Origin of the sequence: Terribacillus aidingensis, assembly GCF_900215625.1 — a bacterium.
GTDB classification, from domain to species: domain Bacteria; phylum Bacillota; class Bacilli; order Bacillales; family Amphibacillaceae; genus Terribacillus; species Terribacillus aidingensis.
In genome coordinates this window covers 629,370-648,153 of sequence record NZ_OBEK01000001.1, presented here as the reverse complement: position 1 = coordinate 648,153, position 18,784 = coordinate 629,370, and the positions used below count along the sequence as shown (strand labels likewise).

Here is an 18,784-nt window from a genome sequence, read left to right as displayed (position 1 = left end):
TCCATACTAGAATACCAAGTCACCGGTCATGGTGCAACAATTCTCGTCGTTTATACTTGATTTGTACCTTGATTTACTGCTTGATTGACCATATTCCGCACTTTTAAGATATCAAAAGGCTTGGGAAGCACATCAATTAAGAAGTCATACTTCTGACGAAATGTTTCTATCTCCTCTGCCAATCCGCTCATCATGATTGTCGGAATTGCCAGACCTTGTTCCTGCAATCTATCTAATACTGCTGGTCCATCTAATACGGGAAGCTTATAGTCAATAAGCAAAAGATCTGGAACCTGTTTTTTAATCTGATCAAGCGCTTTTGCTCCTGTACAGACAGAAACGGCCTCATATCCTTCATCCCGTATGACTTCCTCCAGTAAAATCCGTATGCCTGGCTGGTCATCCACTATTAGCACGCGTTTATCCATCAGTAATCCCCCTAGAAAACGAAGCAAGCAGCCGCTTGCTTCGACATAATGTTCACTGCTTTGACGCAATGACACTTTTTTCTAGTAAAAAGCTCTAAATTCCTGCTTTTCCCGTGAAATATTGTATCCGCTTCTATCATTTACCTTCTTTGTTCTGTAAAGAAGCACCTACAAAGCCATGGAATAGAGCATGCGGACGGTTTGGACGGCTCTTGAACTCTGGGTGGTACTGAGAAGCGATAAACCAAGGATGGTCTGCTAATTCAATCGTTTCGATCAAACGTCCATCTGGGCTTGTACCAGAGAACACAAAACCTTCTTCCTCCATTTGTGCACGATACTGATTATTAAATTCGAAGCGATGGCGGTGACGCTCGTAAATCACGTCTTCATTTCCGTAAGCTTCTTTTGTCTTCGTTCCATCCTGCAGACGGCAAGGATAAACACCTAGACGCAATGTGCCTCCAAGGTCAGATATATCCTTCTGTTCCGGCAGCAAGTCAATAACTGGATGCGGTGTTAGCGGATCGATCTCGCTTGAATGAGCTCCTTCAAGCTGCAGAACATTACGAGCAAATTCGATCGTAGCCAGCTGCATACCAAGGCAGATACCAAGGAACGGAATCTTTCTTGTTCGTGCATAATGAATTGCTTCCAGTTTCCCGTGAATACCGCGGTCACCGAAGCCTCCTGGTACAAGAATACCATCTGCATTACCAAGTAATTCTTCTACGTTATCAGATGTAACTTCTTCGGAATTAATCCACTTCACTTCAATATCCGTATCATATGGATAACCTGCATGCTTGAGCGATTCCACTACAGAAATGTAAGCATCCTGCAGCTCCACATATTTACCAACTAGTGCAATGCGAACTGTCTTCTGCAAATTAGTTACTTTCGCAGCCATAGCAGACCATTCTGTCATATCAGCAGCAGAACTTTCCAGCTGGAAATGATCGCATACGTACTGATCAAGGTTTTGGCGCTGCAATGCAAGCGGTACGTCGTAAAGTGTTTCTTCGTCTTTCGCTTCTACAACTGCATTAATATCCAAATCACAAGAAGCCGCGATTTTTTCTTTCATGTCCTGGCCGATCGGCATTTCAGCACGAAGAACGATAACGTCTGGCTGGATACCAAGTGAGCGCAGCTCTTTTACGCTATGCTGTGTTGGTTTAGTTTTAAGTTCACCCGCCGCTTTAATAAATGGAACGAGTGTACAATGTAAATACATCACTTTTTCACGACCGATATCGGATTTAATTTGGCGAATTGCCTCTAAGAATGGCAAAGATTCGATGTCTCCAACAGTTCCGCCGATTTCAGTAATAACGATATCTGCGTTTGTCTGTTTGCCGGCACGGAATACTTTATCTTTAATTTCATTCGTAATATGCGGAATAACCTGAACTGTTCCGCCCAAATAATCGCCGCGACGTTCTTTTTTCAGCACAGTAGAATAAATTTTCCCTGTTGTTACGTTGCTGTACTTGTTCAAATCGATATCGATGAAACGCTCATAATGACCAAGGTCTAAGTCAGTCTCAGCGCCGTCTTCTGTTACGAAAACTTCACCATGCTGATAAGGGCTCATTGTCCCTGGATCAACATTAATATATGGATCAAATTTCTGGATTGTCACTTGAAAACCTCTATTTTTAAGCAAACGGCCCAGAGAAGCCGCTGTGATACCCTTCCCTAGAGAAGATACAACTCCTCCTGTAACAAAGATGTACTTTGTCATCGTAATCCCTCATTTCTAGCATTTATTTATAGAATACCCATGTCCGTAAAAAAGTTATATAAAAAATAAAAAGCGCTCCCTTTGTAAGGGAACGCGTCTTTGGACAATTAAAGAGCCCACATAAAATATTACTGATTCTTTGCGTCAAAGTCAATAACATTCAGCGATTATTAGCTTAGCGGTCTTCCTCGTCATCATCTTCGTCTTCGTCTCCAGTAAGCTTCATATCTTCGTCGACAACTTCGCGAGTTCCTTCGTCGGTATCATCACTTTGGTAATCACCTTCGTAATCGTCCTCTGCAACTTCATCGCCGTCAATATCATCTTCTTCGTCACCGAAATCTTCATCAAAGACTTCTTCATCCAATGTGAAGTCTTCTTCCAGATCATCAAGATCTTCATCAACGTCAGCTGCACGTTTCTTTCTTTTCTTCGTTGGTTCGACTGTAACATCCTCATCAAACTGATCCACTGAATACCAGCTTTTCAGTCCCCAAAGATTGGATCCTCCAGTCATGAAGCGTCCATCTACGTTTAAATCTGTATAAAACCGCAGTAATTCGTCATCACGTTGATCTGCACTGAATTGCTTGATTTCTGCAATCTTGTTGAATATATCTCTATAATCGGTTGCTTTGTTTTCATCCTCAAGAATTAAGTTCGTCAATTCCACGAGGGAAAAGTCAGCAAGCTCTTCTTGGCTGTATTCTTTCAAACCCACTGTCACAGCACTCCCTTTGTCAATAAGTTGGTTATGTTCACGTCTTCCGTTTTTGAACCATACCTTACATTATATTGCCAGGCCTGTCAAAATGCAATATTTCTTAAATTCAGCGGCTTTTTTTGCTCTGTTTGACATGTTTAGACAACTGCTTAAATTGTTTGCGCTGCTCTTGCTGTGCTTTAGCAGACGTCTTTCCGTCAAGATATTTCAGTTCGCGCTGCAGTTTAAAATAGCTTCGCAGACGTTCTGCATCTAACTCTCCAGCTTGTATTGCATGTTGTACTTGGCAGCCCGGCTCGTTTTTGTGTGTACAGTCCCGAAAGCGGCAATGTTCTCCGAGCTGTTCGATATCCGCAAATGCAGCCGACACACCATCCTGCTGCTGATTCCATAACTGCAGCTCGCGCATACCAGGCGTATCAATAATCATCCCGCCGCTCGGAAGCTGTACAAGCTCCCGATGCGTCGTAGTGTGCTTGCCCTTACCGTCTGCATCCCGAATGTTACCAGCCAGCTGCACTTCTTTCCCGTACAGCATATTAACGAGTGTCGACTTCCCTGCACCTGAGGAACCGAGAAAAGCAGCCGTTACACCTGGCTGAAGCTGTTCTTGAATAGCATTGACACCTCGCTTATCGACAGCACTTGTAATATGAATTGCCACACCTGGAGCGATTGCTTCAACTTCCACCAGCTTCTCCGCAATGTCTTCGCACAAGTCTCCTTTACTTAATACAATAACAGGCATTGCTCCGCTATCATAAGCAGCTAATAAATAGCGCTCCAGCCGGCGGACATTGTAATCCTGATTCAGTGCCATGACGAGAAACACATAATCCGCATTTGCAGCTACAATCTGCTCCTTCGTCACACCGCCTGCTTCCTTCCTGGAGAACTTGCTCTTCCGCGGCAGTAAGCGATGAATTGTCGCCTTTCCTTCCTCATAACGAGCGTCAACTAATACCCAATCACCGACCGCTGGATATTCTCCGCTCTGCCGAAACCTTCCTGATGGTGTTGCAAGGAGTTCACCGTGATTATCTAATACTCTGTACATGTGCTTATGCTCTAATACAATACGCGCAGGGGTCCAGTCGTCCGTATACTCCTGCCGTGCTGCTTCTAACTGATCATTCCATCCTAATAGATTCCATGCTTTGTTCATGTTTTCCTCCTAGTGTTAGCTTTTTTAAGCATAATAAAAAGGACTGTTTGCACAGCCCTTCCACTAGAAGCTAGAAAAATACAGGGATATCCTGTTAATTCAGCCAGGCAGAAGGGATGTGCATCGCGACGGACAACTGTAATTCAATCGTACGTGTCAACATAAACATCATCCCTTTCTGCACCCGGCTATTGCCGAATCGCGTTGATTTGTTCTTATCATACATGAGATTGGCTATATTTGTAAAGCCTATTATTACGTAAAGAAAGGAGTACGGTATATGTCGATTTTCTTTCTTGTGGTGGCACTTTTCCTTCTCTTTGCCGTGCTGATATGGGCGGATCTGTTACTTGGCAAAAAGCAGAGCAAAAGAATGGCAGTCAATCGGCTGATTGGCCATAAGCAAGCCTTTGTTTCCCTATTTGGTGATGGTATCAGCTTTTATAATGCACTCATTCGTGATATAAAAGCTGCCAAGCATTCGGTAGACATTCAATTCTTTCTTGTGAAATGGGATGAACCAACACAACAGCTGACGGAACTTTTAAAGCAGCGCGCACAGGAAGGCATTGAGATCCGTTTCTTACTGGACCGAATCGGCGGCTATCGGCTGCCGCGCAAAGAGCGCAGACTTCTGCGTCAGGCCGGCGTTATGCTGCGGTTCGCCAATATACCGCGCTTTCCTTACCTTCTGTATAACCTTAACTTTCGCAATCACCGAAAAGTGACCATTATCGACCAACAGACCGTTTATGTCGGAGGATTTAATATTGGGAAAGAATATTTGAGCAAAGAACCGCGCTTTGGTTTTTGGCGGGATGCCGTCGTCAAACTGGAAGGCGAAGCGGTGTACACCTTCGTCCAAGTATTCGCCTCCGACTGGGGTGACCATTTCCCTACGTTTCCGAAAGAAGCTCCTGCACTTGACGGCGCACAAGTGGAAATTGTCATAACGGAAGCGGATGGTTATGAAGATTGGCTGCTGCATCAAATTCACCAAGCGAAGAAGTATCTTTATATCGGGACACCTTACTGCGTTCCGACAAAACGCATAGAAGCAGCGCTCAAACGGGCGTCTGATCGCGGTGTGGATGTTCGGCTGCTCTTACCTTACAAAGTTGACCACTATATCGTTAACCAAGTATCTTTTCACTTTGCACGGCGGCTGCTGCATTATGGGATAAGTGTAAACTTATATCACAATGGTTTTTATCACGCTAAAATCCTGCTGAGTGACGGGGAAAGATGTGCGGTAGGTTCTGCAAACCTTGATGGTCGGAGTCTGCTAATTAATAAGGAACTTACACTCACTATCCGCCAAAATGAACTTTTTTATGCCCAGCTGCTAGAACTTTGGAAGATAGATGAACAGGCCAGCGTTTCAGCATCAATCGCCGTCTTGCAAAAGCGCCGATTACTAGCCAAGCTAACCGGCTTTCTTTTCCAGCCGCTGCGTCACTATCTGTAAATGACTAGGCAAAGGTAATCAATTGTAAAACGGCAGCAGAACATCGCACGAAGAAAATCGCTAATGTATTTCCGAAGCTCTCCCCAGTTTTTGATACATGAAAAAAATCCAAACGAAGCTGCTGCTAATCACAGACTCGTTTGGATTTTTAATTTAGCTAAGGCACTAATGTACTAGCCTCAATTCGTTTTACATTTTCTCTGGTGCTTCTACACTGATAAGTTTCAATGTATTTTTTATGGTAATTCGAACTGCTTTCATTAATGCGATACGCGCTTTTGTTAAAGCTTCATTTTCCGGGTTTAGTACTTTCTCGGCGTTGTAGAAGCTGTGAAGTGCGCTGGCAAGGTCAAACGCATATTGTGTCATACGGTGCGGCATCCGTTTTTCCGCTGCATCTGCGACAACTTGCGGGAATTCACCAAGGCGTTTCAAGAGATCCAGTTCTTTCTCTGCAGTCAGAAGACTAGCGTCAAAAGTATCATCCGTTAGGAAACCTTTCTCTGCAGCCTGCGCCAGCATCGTGCTAATTCGTGCATAAGCATATTGTACATAATACACTGGGTTTTCGTTGGATTGAGATTTAGCCAAATCCATGTCGAAATCCAAGTGTGTATCACTAGAACGCATAACGAAGAAGTAACGCATTGCGTCAATGCCTACCTCATCCATCAATTCACGCAGTGTTACAGCTTTACCAGTACGCTTACTCATCTTCACTTTTTCGCCGTTCTCGAACAAGTTAACCATTTGGATGATGGTTACTTCCAGCGTATCAGCGTTATTACCTAACGCTTGAATAGCTGCACGCATACGCGGGATATAACCGTGGTGATCAGCACCCCATACGTTAATCAGTTTGGAGAATCCGCGATCAAGTTTTGATTTATGGTACGCAATATCCGGTGTTAAGTAAGTGTAACTGCCATCTTGTTTAATCAGCACACGATCTTTATCGTCACCAAAATCAGTTGAGCGGAACCAAACAGCTCCGTCTTTTTCAAAGACATAGCCATTCTCACGAAGTGTCGCTAATGCTGTATCAATTTTTCCATCTTGGTATAAAGAAGTCTCTGAATACCATACATCAAAAGGAACGCGGAAATCAGCAAGATCCTTTTCAAGCTTTTTCAGTTCATATGTCAGACCATACTGACGGAAGAATGCAAGACGTTCTTCTTCCGGTTTTTCAGTCAAGCTGTCTCCATGCTCCTTGGCCAGCTCTTGTCCAATCCCGATAATGTCTTTACCGTGGTAGCCATCTTCCGGCATCTCAGCAGCTTGTCCTAGTGCTTGCAGGTAACGCGCCTGCACGCTGCGTGCAAGATTGTCGATCTGATTCCCTGCATCATTAATATAATATTCGCGGCCAACCTCATATCCGGCTGCATCAAGAATATTGCTAAGGGCATCTCCTACAGCTGCCCCGCGGGCATGTCCAAGGTGTAAATCACCTGTCGGGTTTGCAGAAACAAACTCAACTTGTACTTTTTCGCCTTGCCCTGTATTCGTGCGGCCAAAATCGTCTCCTGCATTTAAGATTGTTGATACAAGCTCCCCAAGATAATCATTTCTCATAAAGAAATTAATAAATCCTGGACCAGCAATTTCAATTTTCTCAACTGGAGCATTTTCATAATTGAAGTGATTTTGCAGGTCTTCTGCTATCGCGCGCGGTGCTTTTTTTGCAACGCGTGCAAGCTGCATCGCAATATTTGTCGCATAGTCGCCATGCGCTTTATCCTTAGGCTGCTCCAAAATGATTGCTGGAATAGACTGTTCATCAGCCAGACCTGCTGTATAAACGGCGTCTTGAATTGCCGCTTTTAATTTTTGTTCCGTTTGTTGTACGATGTTCATCCGTTACTCTCCTCCTGCACACGCAACGTCAATGCATGCTTTCGTGTCTGCACTTGATTGAGTGTTACCGTATAGCTTATTGTAAGCTCTGCCGGGCTGTCAGCAGCCAGCGGCGAGAACTGCATCGCGTGGGTGCTTGTTTCCATATGCATTGTACCATAAGGATGCCGGTATACGTTCTCTGTCGGCTGATTTCTTACAAAAACTTGCTTCATCTCAAAGCCGCCAGTACGTTTGATACTCACCTTATCTGCAGTGATGGTTATCATCGTATTGGTATCTTCAACTTCTTCCGATTTCTCTGTAAAACGGACAACTGTCAGTCCGCCATTTGCGGAATACGTACCCGCTGCTTGTAAAGTTGTGCGCTCCGTATCTTCTTCATCTGTTATTGCCGTATCCATCTCAATCCATACTGGAATTTTCGTCTGACTCATGCAGTTTCCCCCTTGCAGCAAGAAAAACGCTCCCTGTTAGGAAGCGCCTCTCTTTTTTATTTTAATAAATCTTGTACAAATTTCGGCAGTACGAAAGCCGCGTGATGCAGTTCAGGCGTGTAGTATTTCGTCTCTATGTGCGGAAGAAGCGATGCGTCCACTTCTTTCGGATGGTATACCTTACTTCCCATCGTAAATGTCCACAAACCACTTGGATAAGTTGGAATATTCGCCGTATAAAGCGCTGTTACAGGGAAAATTTCTTTCACATCTTTGTTGACTTGTGCAATCAAATCCGACTTGAACCACGGATTATCCGTCTGTGCTACAAACAAGCCATCTTCCTTAAGCGCTTTTGCAATACCAGCATAAAATCCTTTGCTGAAAAGGTTCACTGCCGGTCCTACAGGTTCGGTTGAGTCAACCATAATTACATCATAGATATTTTCACTTTCCGCAATGTGCATGAAACCATCTCCTACACGCACATCCGCTCGCGGGTCATCCATCATACCGGCGATAGCAGGTAAGAATTTCTTGGAGTATTCAATTACCTTACCATCAATATCCACAAGCACCACTTTCTTTACTTTGTCATGCTTTAGCACTTCGCGAATAACGCCGCCATCGCCACCGCCTACAATAAGTACATTTTCTGGGTTCGGATGTGTGAACAAAGGTACATGAGCTACCATCTCATGGTAAACAAACTCATCACGCTCTGTCGTCATAACCATGCCATCCAAAGTCAGCATATTTCCCCATTCTTCTGTTTCCAGCATGTCTAACTTTTGAAAATCAGTCTGTTCACTATGCAAAGAGCGCTTCACTTTCGCTGTAATGCCAAAGCTGTCTGTCTGTTTTTCTGTATACCAAAGTTCCATTAGCTGTTAAAACTCCTCTGTGTGTAGAATTCTATATCATCTCGCAACTAGTGTTGGTCATTTTTATAGCTTTAAACAATCAAATTATAGTGAAAATCCGAAAAAAAGCAACCCTTTGGAATGTTTATTATCCTGCATGATGCCGATACTGTTCTAGACACCTTGAAGGAAGCAGGCGATAGATTTGATTCGCATTCCCATACGACGTTGGCACAAGTGGCTCCGGCCAAAGAGACTGCTCTTGCTCGGACTCGGAAGTATCATTACGGCAATCACCGGACTGCTTCTCATCTGCTATTTGATGGGACCGCCGCCAATGACAAGCAAGTGGAGTACGACATTTTATGCAAATGACGACACCATTCTTGGAGAGCACTATGGCAATACACCAAAACGCTGGAAATCATTAGAGGAAGTATCTCCTCATTTAATTCATGCTACCATTTTGGCAGAAGACAAGCATTTCTACAACCATCACGGTTTTGCCTGGAAACGTATATTTGCTGCCGCTTTAAAGGATCTCCAGGCCGGTGCCAAAGTAGAAGGTGCCAGCACCATTACGCAGCAGTACGCGAAAAACTTGTATCTTACCAATGATAAAACGTGGACTCGAAAACTTAAAGAAGCGATTTACACTATACGCTTGGAAATGTTTTATTCCAAGGATGAAATTTTAGAAGGTTACTTAAATAGCATCTATTACGGGCACGGCATGTATGGCATTCAAGCTGCCAGTGATTATTATGTGGACAAAGACCCAGGTTCTCTGACAGCTGCAGAAGCTGCACTGATTGCCGGTATACCTAAAGGCCCATCCTATTACTCGCCGTTCCAGAACAAAAAACTTGCTAACGAACGTCAAGCTTATATTTATGGACTGCTGCAAAAGGAAGGTTATATTACAGAACCAGAAACGCTGCCTGCTGTATCCTTATCGACGGAGCAAGAACGCGAAACGATTAAACGCGCAGGTTACTTTCAAGACCATATAACAGATGAACTTGCCGAAGTGTTGGATATGGATGAAAACGAGGTTTCCGATGCAGGTTATCGCGTCTATACAACGATGGATCCCGAGCTTCAGCAGCAGCTTGAACATCAAGTGGCAGATACCATTCCATCTTCTGCAGATGTGCAAACGGGGGCTGTCGCAATGAATCCAAAAACGGGTGCTATCGCGGCTATGGTTGGGGGAACGGATTACAATACAAGTACATATAACCGAGCCACTTCGTCCAAGCGGATGCCTGGTTCCGCCTTTAAACCTTTTGTCTATTACACAGCGCTAAAACATGGATTTACGCCTACGACGAAGCTGCAAAGCGAGGAAACAACTTTCGATCTGCCAAACGGCGAAGTGTACGCTCCTGGCAATTACCATGGCTATTATGCCAACGAAGAGATTACGATGGAAGAAGCCATTGCGATGTCAGATAATATTTATGCTGTCAAAACAAATATGATGGTTGGAGCACAGAATGTGGCAGCTGATGCCAAAAAGCTTGGGATAATGAGTGACTTGCAAGCTGTTCCTTCCCTCGCGCTTGGAACCTCGCCGGTGACTGTTGAGGAAATGAGCGTTGCTTACAGCCGGATTGCCAATGGCGGTAAACCAGTAGAAAGCTATACAATTGAAAAAGTCGTTGACCAGCAAGGTAAAACGGTTTATACGCATAAACCGACCAAGCAGAAAAGCCGCCTGGATGCGAAAAGACTATTTGTTCTCACCAACTTAATGACAGGCATATTTGACGATACGCTTAGCAGCTATATGCGTGTAACAGGAGCTACCATTAAAGATCAGCTGAGCCGTCCTTATGCAGGAAAATCCGGCACAACCAGCTCTGATAGCTGGATGGTTGGATTTAGTCCTAATTTGGTGACAGCTGTTTGGACTGGCTATGATGATAACCGCTCGATGGAAAAAGTAAAAGAACTTACTTACAGCAAACAAATTTGGGCCGGTTTTATGGAGAATGCACATAAAGGACAGCCGATTGAAGCATTCCAGCCGCCCGCCGGCGTGCGAGGTGTTTTTATCGACCCCGATTCTGGTCTTTTATCTTCACCTTCTTGCGAGAAGCGCCGTTTTACCTATTTTGTGAAAGGAACAGAACCAAAGCAGCATTGTCACGCTGACATAGACAGGGACCCGCTGCAACCGGATGAAGAAGCTCCTGCCAGACGGAAGCGCTGGTTTGACTGGTTATTCTAAAAGAAGTTTCTGTTAAAGTTGGCTTGGCTGTTGATGATTGCTTAAACAGAGCAAATGTTCTGTAATGCAGTCATCAAATTTAAGTTTGGTAATGACTGTGAGAGCAGCCGATATTCTTAAAAAAGCTTAATCCAGTGGAAAAGCATCGTTTACGTAAGTATTTATTAGGCGCTCTTACTGCGTCAGCCTCAACAGGAACCGTACGGTCACAAGAGACCGTGACAAGGTGCCCTATTCACAGACGTCAGGTATCGGACGATTAACAAAAGAACATTTAGACAAAGTCATCGGGCATAAACTTTCCAATGAGAATGTGTTATGCACCGATACTTGGCGTGTCTTTAAAACCTATGCCGCTGAGAATATATCTATTTACCAGTTTAAATATGACGGTAAAATTCGCACCAAGGGTCTACATCACATCCAGAACGTCAATAACTACCACCGAAGACTGAAAGGATAGATACAACGTCTTCAGTTACTTTAAGTATATGAGAAATTAAAGAGAATCAGGAGGTAATATGTGGAATTCGGGTTGGTCTTTATATCATTAATTGTTGTGGCTGTTATGTTTGTGTCCATATCAGTCTTTCAGGTATTACTTTCACTTGGTTATCCATTAGGTGAATATGCAATGGGCGGCTATTATAAGGTTTTACCTAAAAAATTACGCATGTGAGTGTAATAAATGCCATTATTCTCTTATTCATGGGCTTCGTTTTTCTGCAGCATACTGATGTTCTATATGGTTTTAATTTTTTACCTACAAACATATTAGTATGGGTAATTACCATATTTCTCGGTTTAAATACAATAGCAAACCTGATATCTCGAAATAAGAAAGAAAGGTTTATTATGACACCATTATCAAGTATTGCTTTTATATTATGTATATTTATTACTTTATCCTAAGAAAAGAAACCGTTGTATCTTTACATTTCTTATTTAACGAACGGGTGCATTAGTTAAATGACAATAAAGCTAAATATCAACATTAAACTCTAACAGAGCCTAAAAGAAAAGAGCCGCTGTCGATAGCAGACAGCGGCTTTATAGGTTATTGAAGCTGGTTTCCCAGGTCTTTTGATGTTCTTTCCCAGAATTCGGGTTTGTATGTCTTGAAGAATTCAAGCAGCAATTCTTTTGACAAATCATCCATATGTTCCAGTACGTACATGCCTTTCATCGATTGCTCCATGTGTTTCACGTGTTCTGGCATGGACTTGTACGCAATTCGATTTGGACGGTCAACGATAATTTCGCTGGCAGCTGCACCAAGATAGTATGGACCTTCTTTGCTATTTTGCACCGTTACCCAAACAATCCAATACCGTTTGCCGTCTTGCACTTTATCTTTATCATTCTGAAAACGCACACGCCTTTCTACCTGGCTGCGCGCATGCATAGCAGCCATATCTACGTAGGCCGTCTTCTCATGCGGATCCACGATGACTGGGCTCATGTTCTCCAGACTAATAGCACCGACGCCATAACCGCCATGCCCATCTGTTGAGTCATCCTTCATAATCGTGAAAGCATTATTTTTCTTCTTTTCCACATTTACCGCTCCCTCGACTTTTGCTTCTATAGTAGCATGCGATAGATTATTACTTCAATTCAATTGTTTTAGCATGGTAATGAAAACAGCCGTCCGGCAGCGCACTGCCTGCCGCAGCAGCTGGGCTGTGTCCTGCCAGTTTCTGATAATGCGGATTTCGTTTTTGGTGCTGCTATGCCAACGCTGCTCTGTTCTAATTAAAGCCCAAACCAATCCCCGGCCAAAACCGATAACCAAGCCACATAGCAGAATCGTTAAGACATACATCAGTGGGGAACCCAAGATAGTCAACTAGCCCATATGAACTGTGTAAACCCACTGAGATCTTTTCTGCGGAGCTCTCTATCCAATAAAAAAAATCCAAACGACCTCCTGTTAACGGAGCATCATTTGGATTTTTATTATTGTCTTAGCTTTTTCATCGAATCGATGAATTCCCATGCTTGAATCATCTCTTCGTCTGTATAGTTTTGCTTCTTCTTGACTGTCCGTACCTTCTCTTCCACTTCCTCTTGCTGAAGCTCTTCAAAATATAACATCGTCGAAACGAGTTCGAGAAAGCGGGAGCTTTTTTCTTTTAACAGGTGAACTGCCTCTTGGTAATCAGGAAAGTGATTATCATAATGGGTGAGGAACTGCTGCCCCTCTTCTGTCATTGTATAACGATACTGAATATAACTGCTTTTATCTTCTTTTGTCTCCTGGAGTAATCCAAGATTGCTCAATTCATCTACACGCAAAGATAATTCTTCTGAATACGGTCCGAACAAATGGAATTCATATTTCTCTCCGAACGGAACCCCATTCTTCTTCAGTATGTAGATCATCTTTTGCAGTTTCTTCCTGCCTACTACTTCTTCTGCGGAAGAAAAGAACTGCAGGAGATTCGCATGATTGGCTAGCATAGCTGCTCCTCCTTATTGAAATAAAATCTCAAAAATCCGCTGCTTCTGTCTGCTGTCATCCGGCAAGGCTTCTAGTATATCTTGTGGAAAGTATAATTTATGGTCTGTTCGTTTCTTACCCGAAATTGCCTCGACTATATCCGATTGGCGGGATAATTCCTTCAGTTTTCCATTTGGAAGCTGCAAATGAATGGGAAGCCGCTCCTCTTCTTCTCCAGGACGGTAGAAATCATACGGCAAATCAGATGAAGAATCATCAATCAAGTAATATTCAGGATCAATGCCGACTTCATAGAAAAGTTTCGATAACTCTACCATTTCCTTTACATGCAAGAGCGGATTGAATTCGACATATTTGAACAATCTGCGATTCAGGAATCTTTCACATAAGTCCCTAAGTATATCATCTTCTTCCTCCAGCCAAGATTGGAAATAAAATCCAGTAATATTCTCATCAAGACGAGTATAATCATCCAGTGTTATATCTCCGTCGAACAGAGAAATAAAATGCTCCGGACGCAATTTAAATGTGTAATCACTCAAATAGAGCGCTTTGGCACGGTGCAGTATTTTTGTCAGGATAACCTCCGCGCTGCGTGTAACAGGATGGAAATATACTTGCCAATACATCTGATACCGGCTCATTATATAATCTTCGACTGCGTGCATACCGGATTCTTTAATAACAACCTGATCTTCACGCGGCCGCATGACCCGGAGTATGCGCTCCATATCAAAATGACCGTAGCTTACGCCGGTAAAATAAGCATCCCGCTGCAAGTAGTCCATTCTGTCAGCATCAATTTGGCTTGAGATAATGCTGACTATCAATTTATCGCCATATGTCTTATTTATAACTTCGGCTACCTTTTTCGGAAAGCTGGCACTTACTTTACGCAGTACATGATTCACACCCGTATTTCCAAGAATAATCTTACGGGTGAATTCCTCGTGATCCAGCCCGAATACCTTCTCAAAAGAATGGGAGTAAGGTCCGTGCCCTAAGTCGTGAAGCAACGCAGCACAAAGCACAAGCAGGCGTTGTTCCTTTTTCCAATTCAAACGGTTTTCGAAATTGCTGACAATCCGTCTGACGATCTCATAAACGCCCAGAGAGTGGTTAAAACGGCTGTGTTCAGCACCATGAAACGTCATATAAGAGGTGCCAAGCTGCTTAATCCGGCGCAGCCGCTGGAACTCAGGTGTTGCGATTAAATCCCATATCACCCGGTCGCGGACATGTACATAACGATGCACAGGATCTTTGAAAACTTTCTCTTCCTCTAGCTTTTCATCTCGATACGCCATATCCTCTGCCTCACTTTATGTCATTGAATCTCGATTATTTTTGTCCAATAGACTTAGTTTATAGAATATTGCTGGTTACGTAAATAACTTAAAGTAATTTTTACTCGTTTCTTGTCTGCCCCGTTTTTTGCTATACTATGTATTGGCGTTTTCATGCCATTTTGTTGAAAAGGAGCGCGTATGACGTGTTGCATTCATTATTTGAATCACCAGAATTCCGTATCATCGACCATTCTCAGGAGGACGGTCCCGACCAGGCAATGGCTTCTTTTGCCATTGATGATGCACTCGCAATATCTGTTGGGGAAGAATTAGCTGTACCAACAGCAAGATTATGGATTCATGACAGAACGATTATGCTCGGTATTCCCGATTCCCGGCTGCCACATATAGAAGAAGGCGTGGCTTATTTAGAGGAACAAGGCTACAAAGCAGTGGTTCGAAATTCAGGCGGACTAGCTGTTCTTTTAGATAAAGGCGTTGTCAATTTATCTTTCATCTTCCCTGATGCAAAGCATATCGGTATCCATGATGGCTATCAGGCAATGGTATCCTTTATTCAATACATTTTCCTGGATTTAACGAAAAAAATTGAAGCATATGAAGTAGAAGGTTCTTACTGTCCGGGCACCTATGACTTAAGTATAGATGGCCGCAAGTTTGCAGGTATCTCACAGCGCCGGGTTAAAGAAGGGTCTGCCGTGCAAATCTACTTATGTGTGAATGGCAGCGGTGCTGCACGTGCCGAAGTTGTTCGAGCATTTTATGACCGAGCAAAACAACATGCTGAAACTCGCTTCACGTTTCCAGAAGTAGTGCCAGAAACGATGGCATCCCTAGAAGAACTGCTTCATGTTCCGATAACAAGTGAGCAAGTATGTAAACGAATTGTCGAGGGCCTTGCCTCCATCACACGCATCGATCCTTCCGGCAAGATGACGGAGCAGGAAATGCAGTGGCAGCAAGAACGTATGAAGCTCATGCTTAAACGAAACGAAAATTTCCAGCAAAAAAACCGCTAAACCGTTCGCCGGTCAGCGGTTTTTCTCTTTCTCAAGAAAGCTTAATGCATGTTTTACTGTGGAATAGAACGGGATGTTCTGTTCATGGAAATCTACTTTTCGCACACTTTCCATCGCCATCTTCGGATGAAAACCTGTCACAATCAAGCGAGTACCCATTAATTCAAGAAGCTGATGCAGGCGAAGCACACCATCATGGACACCACTGTGAAAGCGGCTGATTCCTTGCAGATCAATAATGAAGTTTTGCTCTCCGGTCTGCTGCACATGCTCCCCGACTCTCTCCAGTATCTGATTGAGTCTGCGGTCATCAACATCACCAATCAATGGCAAAATCGATGTTGTATCCGTAATTGGTACGATTGGCGTTGACAGCCTTGCTACTTCCTCTAAATAATGCGCAACAAGCTCTTCATTGAGTTTTCGCTCGGTTATATCCTTTTGTACCCCAACGAAAAATGTCTTTTTTTCATCGTCTAGATAAATTGGATAAATCTCCAGCTCATTCCAAAACATCTCGCCTTCTTTGCGGTAATTTTTTAATTCCACAACAACTGGATCTTCTTGTTTTATAGCATTGCGAATGATTTTCACATCGTTTTTACTTGTATCGTCACCTTGCAGAAAACGGCAGTTATGGCCGATAATCTCCTCGGAAGTATAACCAGTCAGCTCTTCAAAGCCTCTATTCGTATAAATAATCGGATTATCAGGTAGTGAAGGGTCTGTGATTACCACTCCTGCACCTACGTAATCGATAGCATGTTTTACAAATTGATCAGTTACTTCGGATGAATAGCGGAAATCCTTAACCAACACACTCACTCCTTTAACCATGTAAACAACGCCATTTTACTATAGTTAACCATAAAATACAAAAGATAGTATCTAATGTCGATCAAGCAAGCACAATTAAAAAATCCAAACATATGTGAATTTCCACCGAAATTCATCATCGTTTGGATTTTTAGAGTACTTATTAGTTAGCAGTGCTTATTGTACAGATTGTGCAGCAGTGATTAGTGTAAGCTTGTACACGTCTTCTGCGTTACAGCCGCGGGATAGGTCGTTTACTGGGGCGTTAAGGCCTTGCAGAATTGGACCTACTGCGTCAAAGTTACCAAGACGCTGTGCAATTTTGTAGCCAATGTTTCCTGCTTCCAAGCTAGGGAATACAAATACATTCGCGTCACCTTTTAGTACTGCGTCTGGAGCTTTTTTCGCAGCTACAGATGGAACGAAGGCAGCATCGAATTGGAATTCTCCGTCTACAACAAGATCAGGGTTTTTCTCTTTAGCAATTGCTAGTGCATCGGATACTTTCTCTGTTTCCGGAGATTTCGCGGAACCTTTTGTAGAGAAGCTTAGAAGCGCAACTTTAGGATCGATGTCGAACATAGCTGCTGTTTCAGCGCTAGCTACAGCAATCTCAGCGATATCTTGGCTGTCAGGTGCAATGTTGATAGCACAATCACCAAATACATAACGCTCATCGTCTCTTACCATGACGAAGGCACCAGATGTTTTCTTGTAACCTGGCTTCGTTTTGATAATTTGTAGTGCTGGGCGAACTGTATCAGCTGTAGAATGAGCCGCTCCGCTGACAAGACCATCTGCTTCGCCTGTGTAAACAAGCATTGTACCGAAATAATTCTCATCTTTTAGCATTTTCTTTGCATCTTCTTCCGTTGCTTTACCTTTGCGGCGTTCTACAAACGCTGCGACTAGTTCATCGAATTTCTCGTAAGTATCTGGGTCGATGATTGTTGCATCATGCAGGTTGATAGACAATTCTTTTGCCTTGCTCTCCACTTGCTCTTTATTGCCAATTAGAATCGGTGCAATAATGCCCTCTTCTGCAAGCTTTGCAGCTGCTTCCAAAATACGTTCGTCTAAGCCCTCTGGCAAGACGATCTTTTTATTTTGTCCTGTCACTTTTTCCCGCAATGTTTGAAATAAATCACTCATCTAAAAACCCTCCTAGAATATGTCTGCTTTTCTATAGTAAATCTTTTTGTTTTACTTTTAAAGTCATATAAACCACTGTTGATTTTTTTAATTAAAATAACCGCCTCTATAGATGTTCCCTTTTTTGTCAAAGTATACACGTTTGACTGCGTTCACTCTTGGTATAATAGCGATAGAACAAGTGAGCACAGACAGGGATGCAGCAATGCAGTTTGTGTTACACTAAATTGAAAATGTGTACGAAAAAGGAGTGTTTAGGCATGGCAGAAGCAGTAGAAACCATGGACGGCTGGTATTGCCTGCATGATTTCCGTGTAATGGATTGGACAAGCTGGAAACTAGCATCTGAGGAAAATCGCCAAGCAGCAATCGAGGAATTCCAAAATTGGATGTCTGATATGGAACAAGTGGAGGAAGCAAATAACGGCAGCCAATTAGTCTACAAAATTATTGGTCACAAGGCTGACATTATGTTTATGATTTTGCGTCCGACAATGGATGAGCTGCAAGAAATCGAGACAGCTTTTGATAAGACGAAGATTGCCTCTTTCATGACGAAGAGCTTCTCTTATTTATCCGTTGTGGAGCTTTCTAAATATATGAGCAAACCAGGTGTTGATATTGAACACAAACCGGAGGTACAGGCACGTCTGAAACCAATCCTGCCTCGCTGGGATTACATGTGCTTCTACCCGATGGATAAACGTCGAATGAACGATGATAACTGGTATTCTCTAGAGAAAGATGCGCGTTCAAAACTCATGTACGAACATAGTAAAACCGGACGTAAATATGCTGGTCAAATTAAGCAGATTATTACAGGCTCATTCGGATTCGATGACTGGGAATGGGGCGTTACGCTGTTCGCACATGATCCGCTGCCAATCAAGAAACTTGTATATGAAATGCGTTTTGATGAAGTGAGTGCGCGTTACGGCGAATTCGGAGATTTTTACTTCGGTAATATCCTGGAAAAAGACGCCGCAGCAAACTACTTCCATATTTAATGGCAAGCCGGACCAACAGGTCTGGCTTTTTTATTTGCACATGTTCTACTCCCCGTTGCGCCTACATACCTTGTAAGAGAACAGGCAT

The 18,784-nt window shown here is 43.1% G+C and carries 18 protein-coding genes and 1 pseudogene; 6 read left to right on the top strand and 13 right to left on the bottom strand.

All coding sequences use genetic code 11. The features are described 5' to 3' along the window. Positions 1–50: 50 nt before the first annotated feature. From CRO17_RS03125 to rsgA, 4 genes are all read right to left on the bottom strand, one after another. The gene (locus CRO17_RS03125) at positions 51–428 is read right to left on the bottom strand and encodes a response regulator (RefSeq protein WP_097039161.1); all 378 of its coding nucleotides are present in this window, start codon (positions 426–428) and stop codon (positions 51–53) included. A gap of 136 nt (positions 429–564) precedes the next feature. After that, the gene (locus CRO17_RS03120; protein WP_097039160.1) at positions 565–2,175 is read right to left on the bottom strand and encodes a CTP synthase; all 1,611 of its coding nucleotides are present in this window, start codon (positions 2,173–2,175) and stop codon (positions 565–567) included. A gap of 175 nt (positions 2,176–2,350) precedes the next feature. Continuing rightward, entirely contained in the window at positions 2,351–2,896 is a 546-nt protein-coding gene (gene rpoE, locus CRO17_RS03115) for a DNA-directed RNA polymerase subunit delta (RefSeq protein ID WP_097039158.1), read from the bottom strand. 109 nt (positions 2,897–3,005) lie between these two features. Continuing rightward, the gene (gene rsgA / locus CRO17_RS03110; RefSeq protein WP_097039156.1) at positions 3,006–4,064 is read right to left on the bottom strand and encodes a ribosome small subunit-dependent GTPase A; all 1,059 of its coding nucleotides are present in this window, start codon (positions 4,062–4,064) and stop codon (positions 3,006–3,008) included. A gap of 280 nt (positions 4,065–4,344) precedes the next feature. Between rsgA and CRO17_RS03105 the strand changes: the two genes are divergently transcribed. After that, entirely contained in the window at positions 4,345–5,532 is a 1,188-nt protein-coding gene (locus CRO17_RS03105; RefSeq protein ID WP_097039154.1) for a phospholipase D-like domain-containing protein, read from the top strand. Positions 5,533–5,721: 189 nt separating this feature from the next. On the opposite strand, the gene argS is transcribed toward CRO17_RS03105, so the two are convergent. Genes argS through speE form a run of 3 tightly spaced genes read right to left on the bottom strand, consistent with a single transcriptional unit; the run spans position 5,722 to position 8,713 of the window. Then, on the bottom strand, positions 5,722–7,392 hold the full coding sequence (gene argS, locus CRO17_RS03100; protein ID WP_097039152.1) for an arginine--tRNA ligase: 1,671 nt from the start codon (positions 7,390–7,392) through the stop codon (positions 5,722–5,724). After that, positions 7,389–7,829: a YwiB family protein gene (locus CRO17_RS03095; protein WP_097039150.1), complete on the bottom strand. Its 441-nt coding sequence runs from the start codon at positions 7,827–7,829 to the stop codon at positions 7,389–7,391. Before CRO17_RS03095 ends, argS begins: the two co-directional genes overlap by 4 nt. Positions 7,830–7,885: 56 nt before the next feature. Next, positions 7,886–8,713, bottom strand: a complete 828-nt coding sequence (gene speE, locus CRO17_RS03090) for a polyamine aminopropyltransferase (RefSeq protein WP_097039148.1) — start codon at positions 8,711–8,713, stop codon at positions 7,886–7,888. A 184-nt stretch (positions 8,714–8,897) separates the two neighbouring features. Between speE and CRO17_RS03085 the strand changes: the two genes are divergently transcribed. From CRO17_RS03085 to CRO17_RS17690, 3 genes and pseudogenes are all read left to right on the top strand, one after another. Then, the gene (locus CRO17_RS03085) at positions 8,898–10,928 is read left to right on the top strand and encodes a transglycosylase domain-containing protein (RefSeq protein ID WP_143595985.1); all 2,031 of its coding nucleotides are present in this window, start codon (positions 8,898–8,900) and stop codon (positions 10,926–10,928) included. A 205-nt stretch (positions 10,929–11,133) separates the two neighbouring features. Continuing rightward, positions 11,134–11,388, top strand: a pseudogene (locus CRO17_RS03080) (IS1595 family transposase); the annotation flags it as partial. Positions 11,389–11,451: 63 nt separating this feature from the next. Beyond that, positions 11,452–11,607 (top strand): hypothetical protein, encoded by a 156-nt coding sequence (locus tag CRO17_RS17690; RefSeq protein ID WP_245864573.1) that lies wholly within the window; start codon positions 11,452–11,454, stop codon positions 11,605–11,607. 378 nt (positions 11,608–11,985) lie between these two features. Here CRO17_RS17690 and CRO17_RS03070 read toward each other — a convergent pair whose 3' ends face one another. The 4 genes from CRO17_RS03070 to CRO17_RS03055 form a co-directional block, all read right to left on the bottom strand. Beyond that, a complete protein-coding gene (locus CRO17_RS03070) occupies positions 11,986–12,453 on the bottom strand; it encodes a YwhD family protein (RefSeq protein ID WP_245864646.1) in 468 nt (155 codons plus the stop codon). A gap of 87 nt (positions 12,454–12,540) precedes the next feature. After that, positions 12,541–12,753 (bottom strand): hypothetical protein, encoded by a 213-nt coding sequence (locus tag CRO17_RS03065; RefSeq protein WP_097039142.1) that lies wholly within the window; start codon positions 12,751–12,753, stop codon positions 12,541–12,543. A gap of 134 nt (positions 12,754–12,887) precedes the next feature. Further along, positions 12,888–13,391, bottom strand: a complete 504-nt coding sequence (locus tag CRO17_RS03060) for a YwgA family protein (protein ID WP_097039139.1) — start codon at positions 13,389–13,391, stop codon at positions 12,888–12,890. A gap of 12 nt (positions 13,392–13,403) precedes the next feature. Beyond that, on the bottom strand, positions 13,404–14,699 hold the full coding sequence (locus CRO17_RS03055; RefSeq protein WP_097039137.1) for an HD domain-containing protein: 1,296 nt from the start codon (positions 14,697–14,699) through the stop codon (positions 13,404–13,406). Positions 14,700–14,884: 185 nt separating this feature from the next. On the opposite strand from CRO17_RS03055, the gene CRO17_RS03050 reads away from it, so the two are divergent. Continuing rightward, complete coding sequence (locus CRO17_RS03050) at positions 14,885–15,721, top strand: lipoate--protein ligase family protein (protein WP_245864571.1); 837 nt, start codon at positions 14,885–14,887, stop codon at positions 15,719–15,721. Between the two features lie 12 nt (positions 15,722–15,733). Here the strand turns inward: CRO17_RS03050 and ytvA are convergent, their stop codons facing one another. Together ytvA and pta are read right to left on the bottom strand one after the other, a co-directional pair. Continuing rightward, the gene (gene ytvA / locus CRO17_RS03045; protein WP_245864568.1) at positions 15,734–16,537 is read right to left on the bottom strand and encodes a YtvA family blue-light photoreceptor; all 804 of its coding nucleotides are present in this window, start codon (positions 16,535–16,537) and stop codon (positions 15,734–15,736) included. 177 nt (positions 16,538–16,714) lie between these two features. Continuing rightward, positions 16,715–17,689 carry a phosphate acetyltransferase gene (gene pta / locus CRO17_RS03040; protein ID WP_097039131.1) on the bottom strand — a complete coding sequence of 325 codons (975 nt, stop codon included), beginning with the start codon at positions 17,687–17,689 and terminating at the stop codon, positions 16,715–16,717. 260 nt (positions 17,690–17,949) lie between these two features. Between pta and hemQ the strand changes: the two genes are divergently transcribed. Further along, positions 17,950–18,696: a hydrogen peroxide-dependent heme synthase gene (gene hemQ, locus CRO17_RS03035; RefSeq protein WP_097039129.1), complete on the top strand. Its 747-nt coding sequence runs from the start codon at positions 17,950–17,952 to the stop codon at positions 18,694–18,696. The last annotated feature ends 88 nt before the right edge of the window (positions 18,697–18,784 follow it).